Here is a 13,117-nt window from a genome sequence, read left to right on the forward strand (position 1 = left end):
AGTCACGGACTGATGGTTATATAGACACAGGCTGACTCGTTCAGCACAAGATTATATTCTGCCGGATGATTTTCTTTAAGTTATTGAATCTGGTTGAAAAATAAAGTTGATAATGAGGTTCGTGAATGCCCCGCAGCACCTGGTTCAAAGCATTACTGTTGTTTGTTGCCCTTTGGGCACCCTTAAGTCAGGCAGAAACGGGATGGCAGCCGATTCAGGAAACCATCCGTAAAAGTGATAAAGATAACCGCCAGTATCAGGCTATACGTCTGGATAACGGTATGGTGGTCTTGCTGGTTTCTGATCCGCAGGCGGTTAAATCGCTTTCGGCGCTGGTAGTGCCCGTTGGGTCGCTGGAAGATCCTGAAGCGTATCAGGGGCTGGCACATTACCTTGAACATATGAGTCTGATGGGTTCGAAAAAGTACCCTCAAGCAGATAGCCTCGCTGAATATCTCAAAATGCACGGCGGCAGTCACAATGCCAGCACGGCACCATATCGCACCGCTTTCTATCTGGAAGTTGAGAACGATGCCTTGCCCGGTGCGGTAGATCGCCTGGCTGATGCTATTGCAGAACCCTTGCTCGACAAGAAATATGCCGAACGTGAACGTAATGCAGTGAACGCTGAATTAACCATGGCGCGCACGCGTGACGGGATGCGCATGGCGCAGGTCAGCGCAGAAACCATTAACCCGGCGCACCCAGGTTCAAAGTTTTCTGGCGGTAACCTGGAAACCTTAAGCGACAAACCCGGTAATCCTGTGCAGCAGGCGCTGAAAGATTTCCATGAGAAATATTACTCTGCCAATCTGATGAAGGCGGTTATCTACAGCAACAAGCCATTGCCGGAACTGGCAAAAATGGCGGCGGACACCTTCGGTCGCGTGCCTAACAAAGAGAGCCAGAAACCGGAAATCACCGTGCCGGTAGTCACCGACGCGCAAAAGGGCATTATCATTCATTACGTCCCGGCGCTGCCGCGTAAAGTGCTGCGCGTCGAGTTTCGCATCGATAACAACTCGGAGAAGTTCCGTAGTAAAACGGATGAGTTGATTACCTATCTGATTGGTAATCGCAGCCCAGGTACACTTTCTGACTGGCTGCAAAAGCAGGGATTAGTTGAGGGCATTAGCGCCAACTCCGATCCTATCGTCAACGGTAACAGCGGCGTATTAGCGATTTCTGCGTCCTTAACCGATAAAGGTCTGGCGAATCGCGATCAGGTTGTGGCGGCCATTTTCAGCTACCTCAATCTGTTACGCGAAAAAGGGATTGATAAACAGTATTTCGATGAGCTGGCGAATGTGCTGGATATCGACTTCCGTTATCCGTCAATCACCCGTGATATGGATTACGTCGAATGGCTGGCGGATACCATGATTCGCGTTCCCGTTGAGCATACGCTGGATGCAGTCAATATTGCCGATCGGTACGATGCTAAAGCAGTAAAAGAACGTCTGGCGATGATGACGCCGCAGAACGCGCGTATCTGGTATATCAGCCCGAAAGAGCCGCACAATAAAACGGCTTACTTTGTCGATGCGCCGTATCAGGTCGATAAAATCAGCGCACAAACCTTCGCTGACTGGCAGAAAAAAGCCGCCGACATTGCACTCTCCTTGCCGGAGCTTAACCCCTATATTCCTGACGATTTCTCGCTGATTAAGTCAGAGAAGAAATACGACCATCCAGAGCTGATTGTTGATGAGTCGAATCTGCGTGTGGTGTATGCGCCGAGTCGCTATTTTACCAGCGAACCCAAAGCAGATGTCAGCCTGATTTTGCGTAACCCGAAAGCCATGGACAGCGCCCGTAATCAGGTAATGTTTGCGCTCAATGATTATCTCGCAGGGCTGGCGCTTGATCAGTTAAGCAACCAGGCGTCGGTTGGTGGCATTAGTTTTTCTACTAACGCTAACAACGGTCTTATGGTTAATGCTAATGGTTACACCCAGCGTCTGCCGCAGCTTTTCCTGGCTCTGCTCGATGGGTACTTTAGCTATACCGCTACGAAAGATCAGCTTGAGCAGGCAAAATCCTGGTATACCCAGATGATGGATTCCGCAGAAAAGGGCAAAGCGTTTGAGCAGGCGATTATGCCCGCGCAAATGCTCTCGCAGGTGCCGTACTTCTCGCGAGATGAGCGACGTAAAATTTTGCCCTCCATCACTCTGAAAGAGGTGCTGGCTTACCGCGACGCCTTAAAAACGGGGGCACGACCAGAGTTTATGGTTATCGGCAACATGACCGAAGCCCAGGCAACAACGCTGGCACGCGATGTGCAAAAACAGTTGGGCGCTGATGGTTCAGAGTGGTGTCGTAACAAAGATGTCGTGGTTGAGAAAAAACAGTCCGTCATCTTTGAAAAAGCCGGTAACAGTACCGACTCTGCCCTGGCAGCGGTTTTCGTACCGACTGGCTACGATGAATACACCAGTTCAGCCTACAGTTCTCTGCTGGCGCAGATTGTTCAGCCGTGGTTCTACAATCAGTTGCGTACCGAAGAACAGTTGGGCTATGCCGTGTTCGCGTTTCCTATGAGTGTGGGTCGCCAGTGGGGCATGGGCTTCTTGCTGCAAAGCAATGATAAACAGCCCTCATACCTGTGGGAGCGATACAAAGCCTTTTTCCCAACCGCAGAGGCAAAATTGCGGGCGATGAAGCCAGAAGAGTTCGCGCAAATTCAGCAGGCGGTCATTACCCAGATGCTGCAAGCTCCACAAACGCTCGGCGAAGAAGCATCGAAGTTAAGTAAAGATTTCGATCGCGGCAATATGCGCTTCGATTCGCGTGATAAAATCGTGGCTCAGATAAAACTGCTGACGCCGCAAAAACTGGCCGATTTCTTCCATCAGGCGGTGGTCGAGCCGCAAGGCATGGCTATCCTGTCGCAGATTTCCGGCAGCCAGAACGGGAAAGCCGAATATGTGCATCCTGAAGGCTGGAAAGTGTGGGAGAACGTCAGCGCGTTGCAGCAAACAATGCCCCTGATGAGTGAAAAGAATGAGTGATGTCGCCGAGACACTAGATCCTTTGCGCTTGCCCTTACAGGGCGAGCGCCTGATTGAAGCCTCTGCCGGCACAGGCAAAACCTTTACGATTGCGGCGCTCTATTTGCGCCTGTTACTTGGACTAGGCGGTTCCTCCGCCTTTCCCCGCCCATTGACCGTTGAAGAACTGCTGGTAGTAACCTTTACCGAGGCTGCCACTGCAGAATTGCGCGGTCGTATCCGTAGCAATATTCATGAATTACGCATCGCCTGTCTGCGTGAAACCACCGACAATCCGCTGTATGCACGCCTGCTGGAAGAGATCGACGATAAAGCGCAAGCCGCGCAGTGGTTGCTGTTAGCTGAGCGACAGATGGATGAAGCAGCAGTCTTTACCATCCACGGTTTTTGCCAGCGAATGCTCAACCTGAATGCCTTTGAATCCGGCATGTTGTTTGAGCAGCAGCTGATTGAAGACGAGTCTCTACTGCGCTACCAGGCCTGCGCCGATTTCTGGCGTCGCCATTGCTACCCGTTACCGCGTGAAATTGCCCAGGTCGTCTTTGAAACCTGGAAAGGGCCGCAGGCGTTACTGCGAGATATTAACCGTTATCTGCAAGGGGAAGCGCCGGTTATCAAAGCGCCGCCGCCCGATGATGAAACTCTGGCTTCCCGCCATGCGCAAATTGTGGCGCGTATCGATGCCGTAAAACAGCAGTGGCGTGACGCAGTAGGTGAACTGGATGCGCTGATCGAATCTTCCGGTATTGATCGCCGCAAGTTTAACCGTAGCAATCAGGCTAAATGGATAGACAAGATCAGCGCCTGGGCAGAAGAAGAGACCAACAGCTATCAGTTGCCGGAGTCGCTGGAAAAATTCTCTCAGCGTTTCTTAGAAGATCGCACGAAAGCCGGGGGGGAAACCCCGCGACATCCACTGTTTGAGGCGATCGAACAACTGCTTGCAGAACCATTGTCGATCCGTGATGTGGTGATCACCCGCGCATTGGCTGAGATCCGCGAAACAGTAGCGCGCGAAAAACGCCGCCGTGGCGAACTGGGCTTTGATGACATGCTAAGTCGGCTCGATTCCGCGCTGCGTAGCGAAAGCGGAGAGGCGCTGGCAACGGCGATCCGTACGCGCTTTCCAGTGGCAATGATCGACGAATTTCAGGATACCGACCCCCAGCAGTACCGGATTTTTCGCCGTATCTGGCACCATCAGCCGGAAACCGCATTGCTGCTGATTGGTGATCCGAAACAGGCCATTTATGCGTTCCGTGGTGCGGATATCTTCACTTATATGAAGGCGCGTAGCGAAGTTCACGCCCACTACACCTTAGACACCAACTGGCGCTCCGCACCAGGAATGGTGAACAGCGTGAATAAGCTTTTCAGCCAGACTGATGACGCGTTCATGTTTCGCGAAATACCGTTTATTCCAGTGAAATCAGCCGGGAAAAATCAGGCGTTACGTTTTGTATTTAAAGGTGAAACGCAGCCAGCGATGAAAATGTGGTTGATGGAAGGCGAAAGCTGCGGTGTTGGCGATTATCAAAGTACCATGGCGCAGGTATGTGCTGCGCAAATCCGCGACTGGCTACAGGCCGGGCAGCGGGGCGAAGCATTGCTGATGAATGGCGACACCGCGCGTCCTGTTCGCGCCTCGGACATCAGTGTGCTGGTACGCAGCCGCCAGGAGGCCGCCCAGGTGCGCGATGCCTTAACGCTGCTGGAAATCCCTTCCGTTTACCTTTCGAACCGCGACAGTGTTTTTGAAACACTGGAAGCGCAGGAGATGCTTTGGCTGTTGCAGGCTGTAATGACGCCTGAACGTGAGAACACTCTGCGCAGTGCGTTAGCAACGTCGATGATGGGGTTGAACGCCCTGGATATCGAAACATTGAATGATGACGAAAATGCGTGGGATGCAGTCGTCGAAGAATTTGATGGATATCGACAAATCTGGCGCAAACGCGGCGTTATGCCGATGCTGCGGGCGCTGATGTCGGCGCGTAACATTGCAGAAAACCTGCTGGCCACGGCAGGTGGCGAGCGGCGTCTTACCGATATCTTGCATATCAGCGAACTGCTACAAGAAGCCGGAACGCAGCTGGAAAGTGAACATGCGCTGGTACGCTGGTTATCGCAACATATCCTCGAACCCGACAGTAATGCCTCCAGCCAGCAAATGCGCCTCGAAAGTGATAAACATCTGGTGCAGATTGTCACGATCCATAAATCAAAAGGGCTGGAGTATCCGCTGGTCTGGTTGCCGTTTATTACCAATTTTCGCGTCCAGGATCAGGCGTTCTATCACGATCGCCACTCGTTTGAGGCTGTTCTGGATCTTAACGCTGCGCCAGAAAGCGTCGATCTCGCCGAGGCCGAACGTCTGGCGGAAGATCTGCGTTTGCTTTACGTGGCGCTGACGCGTTCGGTTTGGCATTGCAGTCTCGGCGTTGCGCCGCTGGTGCGCCGTCGTGGTGATAAAAAAGGTGACACCGACGTCCACCAAAGTGCGCTCGGGCGTTTACTGCAAAAAGGGGAACCGCAAGATGCGGCAGGGCTTCGCGCCTGTATTGAAGCGTTATGCGATGATGATATTGCCTGGCAAACGGCGCAAACGGGTGATAATCAACCGTGGCAGGTTAATGATGTTTCTACAGCTGAACTGAATGCGAAGACGTTACAACGATTGCCCGGCGATAACTGGCGCGTCACCAGTTATTCAGGTTTGCAGCAGCGTGGTCATGGTATCGCTCAGGATCTGATGCCACGGCTGGATGTTGATGCCGCAGGCGTGGTCAGCGTCGTTGAAGAACCGACGTTAACACCGCATCAGTTCCCGCGTGGTGCCTCACCGGGGACGTTCTTGCACAGTTTGTTTGAAGACCTCGATTTTACCCAGCCGGTTGACCCGAACTGGGTGCGGGAAAAACTGGAACTTGGCGGCTTTGAACCGCAGTGGGAACCGGTGTTGACTGAGTGGATCACCGCTATTCTTCAGGCGCCGCTCAATGAAACTGGCGTCACTCTGAGTCAGCTTTCCGACCGCGATAAACAGGTGGAGATGGAGTTTTACCTGCCGATTAGCGAACCGCTCATCGCCAGCCAGCTTGATGCACTAATTCGCCAGTTTGACCCGCTATCGGCTGGCTGCCCGCCGCTGGAGTTCATGCAGGTACGCGGCATGTTAAAAGGCTTTATCGACCTGGTGTTCCGCCACGAAGGGCGTTATTACCTGCTCGACTATAAATCCAACTGGTTGGGTGAAGACAGTTCGGCTTACACCCAACAGGCTATGGCAGCGGCAATGCAGGCACACCGATATGATCTGCAATATCAGCTTTATACCCTGGCGCTGCATCGTTATCTGCGCCATCGCATTGCTGATTACGACTATGAGCGTCACTTTGGTGGCGTTATTTATCTGTTCCTGCGTGGCGTTGATAAAGAACATCCGCAACAAGGGATTTACGCAACCCGACCCAACGCCGGGTTGATTGACCTGATGGATGAGATGTTTGCCGGTATGACCCTGGAGGAGGCGTAATGAAATTGCAAAAGCAATTACTGGAAGCTGTGGAGCACAAACAGCTACGCCCGCTGGATGTGCAATTTGCCCTGACTGTGGCGGGTGATGAACATCCTGCCGTCACCCTCGCGGCGGCACTATTAAGTCATGATGCCGGAGAGGGACACGTCTGTTTGCCGCTTTCACGACTGGAAAATAATGAGGCGTCGCATCCGCTGTTGGCGACCTGTGTCAGTGAAATCGGTGAGCTACAAAATTGGGAAGAGTGCTTGCTGGCTTCACAAGCGGTCAGCCGGGGAGATGAACCAACGCCAATGATCCTCTGTGGCGATCGTCTTTACCTGAATCGCATGTGGTGTAATGAGCGCACAGTGGCGCGATTTTTCAACGAAGTGAATCATGCCATTGAGGTGGATGAAGCTCTACTGGCGCAAACCCTGGACAAACTTTTTCCAGTAAGCGATGAAATTAACTGGCAAAAAGTGGCGGCAGCGGTGGCGCTGACGCGGCGGATCTCGGTGATTTCCGGCGGCCCTGGCACCGGTAAAACGACCACCGTGGCGAAGTTGTTGGCTGCGTTAATTCAGATGGCCGACGGTGAACGCTGCCGTATCCGACTGGCCGCGCCAACGGGGAAAGCTGCTGCGCGCTTAACCGAATCGCTTGGCAAGGCTTTGCGCCAGTTACCGCTGACCGATGAACAAAAGAAACGCATTCCGGAAGATGCCAGCACTTTGCACCGATTGCTGGGTGCGCAGCCAGGTAGCCAGCGTTTACGTCATCATGCCGGTAACCCGCTGCATCTTGATGTGCTGGTGGTAGATGAAGCGTCAATGATCGATCTGCCTATGATGTCGAGACTGATCGACGCCTTGCCCGATCATGCGCGAGTGATCTTTCTCGGCGATCGTGATCAACTGGCCTCGGTTGAGGCTGGGGCTGTGCTGGGCGATATCTGCGCCTATGCCAACGCGGGCTTTACCGCCGAGCGTGCCGGGCAGCTAAGCCGCCTGACGGGAACTCACGTTCCGGCAGGAACTGGCACAGAAGCGGCATCTTTGCGTGACAGTCTCTGCCTGCTGCAAAAAAGCTACCGTTTCGGCAGCGATTCTGGCATTGGTCAGTTAGCTGCGGCGATTAACCGTGGTGATAAAACGGCAGTGAAAACCGTTTTTCAGCAGGATTTTACTGACATCGAAAAACGGCTTTTGCAGAACGGCGAAGACTATATTGCGATGCTTGAAGAAGCTCTTGTGGGTTACGGACGTTATCTGGATCTGCTACAAGCACGTGCCGAGCCGGATTTAATCATTCAGGCGTTCAATGAATACCAGCTTTTGTGCGCCCTGCGGGAAGGGCCGTTTGGCGTCGCTGGACTGAATGAGCGAATTGAACAGTTTATGCAACAGAAGCGCAAAATTCATCGTCATCTGCACTCTCGTTGGTACGAAGGCCGACCGGTGATGATTGCCCGTAATGACAGCGCGCTTGGGTTGTTTAATGGCGATATCGGTATTGCGCTGGATCGCGGGCAGGGGACGCGCGTCTGGTTTGCGATGCCGGACGGCAATATCAAGTCAGTACAACCGAGCCGCCTGCCAGAGCACGAAACCACATGGGCGATGACGGTACATAAATCGCAGGGATCGGAGTTCGACCATGCGGCGTTGATTTTACCGAGCCAGCGTACACCGGTAGTAACGCGAGAACTGGTTTACACTGCGGTAACCCGCGCGCGTCGACGTTTGTCTCTGTATGCCGATGAGCGTATTTTGAGTGCGGCAATCGCCACTCGTACCGAGCGACGTAGCGGGCTGGCAGCGTTGTTTGGTGCGCGGGAGTGAACGTGAATGCCTGATGCGACGCTGGCGCGTCTTATCATGCCTACGGAGTGCTGCGTAGGTCGGATAAGGCGTTCACGCCGCATCCGACGATGAGTGCCAATGCCTGATGCGACGGATGCGCGTCTTATCATACCTGGAAGTATTGCGTATGCCGCATCCGGCTATATTCATCGCTTACCCTAAATCCGCCATCAACACTTTGGATTTACGCTGGTAGTTGTACAACTGCTTTTTACTCTCCGGCAGTAAATCAATATCCACCGGGGTAAATCCGCGCTCCTGGAACCAGTGAATACTGCGCGTGGTCAGCACAAACAATTTGCTTAACCCGCTCTGCTTCGCCTGAGCGGCAATGCGTTCCAGTAAAACCTCGCCCCGTGATGAACTACGGTAATCCGGGTGTACTGCCACACAGGCCATTTCGCCAATCTTCTCTTCCGGGAACGGATAAAGCGCGGCGCAGGCAATAGTTGTGTTATCGCGCTGAATAATAGTGAATTTGTCGATTTCCATCTCCAGTTGTTCGCGAGAACGACGTACCAGAATGCCTTGCTGCTCCAGCGGGCGAATCAACTCCAGAATGCCGCCAATATCGTTGATTGTTGCGCGACGAATCTGCTCCGCGCTTTCCATCACAATTTGCGTACCGATACCGTCACGTGAGAACAACTCTTGCAACAGCGCGCCATCTTCCTGATAACTGATTAAATGACAGCGACGAACACCACTGCGGCAGGCTTTCACCGCACCACGCAAAAAGCGCACCGTACCGGAGTTGTAATCGCCTTTCTCTTCCTGAGCTTCTACCCGCGCCTGCGCCTCGTTAGGGAAAAGTTCGGAGACAATATCGCCATCATCATTGGTGACGCCCTGTGAAGAGCAAAAACCAATCATCTTCTCGGCTTTCAGTTTGATGGCAAGTTGTGTGGCAATCTCTTCCGAGGTCAGGTTAAAGCTCTCGCCAGTGACCGAAACCGCCACCGGGCCCATCAGCACAATGGCACTGCTATCCAGTTGGCGATGAATCGCTTCTTCGTCAATCCGCCGGATGCGTCCGCTATGGCAGTAATCCACGCCATCATCCACGCCCAGCGGTTGTGCAATAATAAAATTGCCACTGACGACATTGATATGAGCGCCCTGCAACGGCGTGTTGTTGAGGCTCATCGACAGGCGAGCAGTGATGTCCAGTTGCAATGTCCCCGCAGCCTGCTTCACCAGCTCCAGCGTTTTGCCGTCAGTCACGCGTATATTCTTGTGGTACAGCGGTTCGTGATGATGCGCCGCCAGATTCGCGTCGATCTGTGGACGCGCGCCATAGACGACGACCAGACGGATGCCGAGGCTGTGCAACAACCCGATATCATTAACGATACTGGAGAAATTCTCATGCTCAATGGCTTCGCCGCCGAGCATGATGACAAACGTTTTTCCCCGGTGGGTATTGATATAAGGAACCGAATGGCGGAATCCCTCGACCAGCTCGGTTTTACGTTCCTTCACCACGGCACACCTCTTTGCATGATTATTCGAAATTAATGTATTTTTATTCTGTTTTTTCGCCGTGTGCAAGTGCGAATTTTACGCATGAGCAACTTTTTTATCAGTAATGCCGTGAATATAAAAAGAATGTTTACCGTTTTATAGATGACAGATTATGCGTCTTTCGCTAAAGTTTCCGGTCAAATTGGTCGTTTACTTGTTACACAGCTTAGATTTTTTTGCTCGGGAGAGGCATGTCAGGATCCAATACTGCAATCAGCCGTCGTCGTTTACTGCAAGGCGCGGGTGCCATGTGGCTATTGAGCGTAAGTCAGGTCAGCCTGGCTGCGGTCAGCCAGGTCGTGGCGGTGCGCGTCTGGCCTGCGTCCAGCTATACCCGTGTGACGGTTGAATCAAACCGTCAGCTGAAATATAAGCAGTTCGCGTTGAGTAATCCTGAGCGCGTGGTGGTAGATATTGAAGATGTAAACCTGAACTCGGTGCTCAAGGGGATGGCGGCACAAATTCGTGCTGACGACCCGTTCATCAAGTCAGCACGCGTCGGGCAATTTGATCCGCAAACCGTGCGGATGGTTTTTGAATTAAAGCAAAACGTAAAACCACAGATGTTTGCCCTCGCACCGGTTGCCGGATTTAAAGAGCGCCTGGTGATGGATCTCTATCCGGTCAATGCGCAGGATATGCAAGATCCGCTGCTGGCGCTGCTGGAGGATTACAACAAAGGCGATCTCGAAAAACAGGTGCCGCCTGCGCAAAGTGGTCCGCAGCCAGGTAAGGCAGGGCGCGATCGCCCGATTGTCATCATGCTTGACCCTGGCCACGGTGGCGAAGACTCCGGCGCGGTGGGGAAATACAAAACGCGTGAAAAAGACGTGGTATTACAGATTGCCCGCCGTCTGCGCTCTCTGATCGAGAAAGAGGGCAATATGAAGGTGTACATGACGCGTAATGAAGACATCTTCATTCCATTGCAAGTGCGCGTAGCAAAAGCACAGAAACAACGTGCTGACCTGTTTGTCTCTATCCATGCCGACGCTTTTACCAGCCGCCAGCCAAGCGGCTCCTCGGTGTTTGCGCTTTCGACCAAAGGCGCAACCAGTACTGCGGCAAAATATCTGGCGCAAACCCAGAACGCCTCGGACTTAATTGGTGGTGTGAGCAAAAGTGGCGACCGCTATGTCGACCACACCATGTTTGATATGGTTCAGTCGCTGACCATTGCCGACAGCCTGAAGTTTGGTAGAGCAGTACTGAATAAACTAGGGAAAATCAATAAGTTGCATAAAAATCAGGTCGAGCAGGCCGGGTTTGCTGTGCTGAAAGCGCCTGATATTCCCTCCATTCTGGTCGAAACGGCGTTTATTAGTAACGTTGAGGAAGAGCGCAAACTGAAAACGGCGACTTTCCAGCAGGAAGTTGCAGAGTCCATTCTTGCGGGAATTAAAGCGTATTTTGCCGATGGAGCGACGCTGGCGAGAAGGGGATGATAAAAAGGCGCTGAATGGCGCCTTTTTTATGGGAGAGCAGAAACAAAAAAACACCCGTCAGGGTGTTTAAGTATTGGTTGCGGGGGCCGGATTTGAACCGACGACCTTCGGGTTATGAGCCCGACGAGCTACCAGGCTGCTCCACCCCGCGTCACCGTACTGCTTTTACTTCATCAAATTTTGATTGGTTGCGGGGGCCGGATTTGAACCGACGACCTTCGGGTTATGAGCCCGACGAGCTACCAGGCTGCTCCACCCCGCGTCACCGTACTGCTTTACTTCATCAAATTTTAATTGGTTGCGGGGGCCGGATTTGAACCGACGACCTTCGGGTTATGAGCCCGACGAGCTACCAGGCTGCTCCACCCCGCGTCCGTGGATGCGCACTATACTCCGCTCGCGTTTTCATGCAACCTTTTTTTTACCCGGATCACGGATTTGGCATGATTTTGAACAAAAACAAAACACTACCGCCTATTTTTTGTGCAAAATTTGCGTCAGGGAGAGTCTGCTCATTTCATTAAACGCGACGGTTTGTTATCTTCGTTGTGCCTTATTTTTTAACCTGAAGAAGAGAACAATGAAAGGACGTTGGGTAAAGTACCTTCTTATGGGCGCTGTTGTGGCGATGCTTGCCGCCTGCTCCTCCAAACCAACCGATCGCGGACAGCAATATAAAGACGGGAAATTTACCCAGCCTTTCTCTCTGGTGAACCAGCCAGATGCCGTTGGCGCACCAATTAACGCCGGTGATTTTGCCGAGCAAATTAACCATATTCGTAACTCGTCACCGCGTCTGTATGGCAACCAGAGTAATGTTTATAACGCGGTGCAAGAGTGGCTGCGCGCAGGCGGTGATACCCGCAATATGCGCCAGTTCGGCATTGACGCCTGGCAGATGGAAGGCGCGGACAACTATGGCAACGTGCAGTTTACAGGCTATTACACGCCGGTAATTCAGGCGCGCCATACCCGCCAGGGCGAGTTCCAGTATCCTATTTACCGTATGCCGCCAAAACGCGGCCGTCTGCCGTCTCGTGCGGAGATCTACGCGGGGGCACTGAGCGATAAATATATCCTCGCTTACAGCAACTCTCTGATGGATAACTTCATTATGGATGTACAGGGTAGCGGGTATATCGATTTTGGCGACGGCAGTCCGCTTAACTTCTTCAGCTATGCCGGAAAGAACGGTCATGCCTATCGCAGTATTGGTAAGGTGCTGATCGATCGTGGCGAAGTGAAAAAAGAAGATATGTCGATGCAGGCGATTCGTCACTGGGGGGAAACGCACAGTGAAGCCGAAGTTCGCGAACTGCTGGAACAGAATCCGTCTTTCGTCTTCTTTAAGCCGCAATCTTTTGCACCGGTGAAAGGAGCAAGTGCTGTGCCGCTGGTTGGTCGTGCTTCTGTTGCCTCCGATCGCTCGCTCATCCCGCCAGGCACTACCTTGCTGGCAGAAGTACCGTTGTTGGATAATAACGGTAAATTTAACGGTCAGTACGAACTGCGTCTGATGGTGGCGCTGGATGTCGGTGGCGCAATCAAAGGCCAACATTTCGATATCTATCAAGGGATCGGGCCGGAAGCCGGACACCGCGCAGGTTGGTACAACCACTATGGACGTGTCTGGGTGCTGAAAACGGCACCGGGTGCAGGTAACGTCTTTAGCGGCTGATGTGTTATTCTGTACGCCGTTTTTACGGATAAGACAGGATGAGGGATAACCTCATCTCCTGATTGTTGACTAAG

General features: G+C 52.7%; 6 protein-coding genes and 3 tRNA genes. 5 read left to right on the top strand and 4 right to left on the bottom strand.

Going from position 1 to position 13,117, the window contains the following annotated elements:
- Positions 1–125: 125 nt before the first annotated feature.
- From ptrA to recD, 3 genes are read left to right on the top strand one after another with little or no spacing between them, the layout of a single operon-like run.
- Positions 126–3,014 (top strand): pitrilysin, encoded by a 2,889-nt coding sequence (gene ptrA / locus A7Z06_RS13410; RefSeq protein ID WP_001138174.1) that lies wholly within the window; start codon positions 126–128, stop codon positions 3,012–3,014.
- Positions 3,007–6,549 (top strand): exodeoxyribonuclease V subunit beta, encoded by a 3,543-nt coding sequence (recB, locus tag A7Z06_RS13415; protein ID WP_105279457.1) that lies wholly within the window; start codon positions 3,007–3,009, stop codon positions 6,547–6,549. Before ptrA ends, recB begins: the two co-directional genes overlap by 8 nt.
- Positions 6,549–8,375: an exodeoxyribonuclease V subunit alpha gene (recD, locus tag A7Z06_RS13420; protein WP_000775945.1), complete on the top strand. Its 1,827-nt coding sequence runs from the start codon at positions 6,549–6,551 to the stop codon at positions 8,373–8,375. Before recB ends, recD begins: the two co-directional genes overlap by 1 nt.
- Before the next feature lie 174 nt (positions 8,376–8,549).
- Here the strand turns inward: recD and argA are convergent, their stop codons facing one another.
- Positions 8,550–9,881 (bottom strand): amino-acid N-acetyltransferase, encoded by a 1,332-nt coding sequence (gene argA, locus A7Z06_RS13425; protein ID WP_000237967.1) that lies wholly within the window; start codon positions 9,879–9,881, stop codon positions 8,550–8,552.
- A 230-nt stretch (positions 9,882–10,111) separates the two neighbouring features.
- Between argA and amiC the strand changes: the two genes are divergently transcribed.
- On the top strand, positions 10,112–11,365 hold the full coding sequence (gene amiC, locus A7Z06_RS13435; RefSeq protein ID WP_000016908.1) for an N-acetylmuramoyl-L-alanine amidase AmiC: 1,254 nt from the start codon (positions 10,112–10,114) through the stop codon (positions 11,363–11,365).
- A gap of 74 nt (positions 11,366–11,439) precedes the next feature.
- Here the strand turns inward: amiC and A7Z06_RS13440 are convergent.
- The 3 genes from A7Z06_RS13440 to A7Z06_RS13450 form a co-directional block, all read right to left on the bottom strand.
- Positions 11,440–11,516, bottom strand: a tRNA-Met gene (locus A7Z06_RS13440).
- Between the two features lie 34 nt (positions 11,517–11,550).
- Positions 11,551–11,627, bottom strand: a tRNA-Met gene (locus A7Z06_RS13445).
- A 33-nt stretch (positions 11,628–11,660) separates the two neighbouring features.
- Positions 11,661–11,737: transfer RNA gene (locus A7Z06_RS13450), tRNA-Met, on the bottom strand.
- 208 nt (positions 11,738–11,945) lie between these two features.
- Between A7Z06_RS13450 and mltA the strand changes: the two genes are divergently transcribed.
- On the top strand, positions 11,946–13,043 hold the full coding sequence (gene mltA, locus A7Z06_RS13460) for a murein transglycosylase A (RefSeq protein WP_000678631.1): 1,098 nt from the start codon (positions 11,946–11,948) through the stop codon (positions 13,041–13,043).
- Positions 13,044–13,117 lie beyond the last annotated feature (74 nt).

This window comes from Escherichia sp. MOD1-EC6819, assembly GCF_002965765.1.
GTDB lineage: Bacteria > Pseudomonadota > Gammaproteobacteria > Enterobacterales > Enterobacteriaceae > Escherichia > Escherichia ruysiae.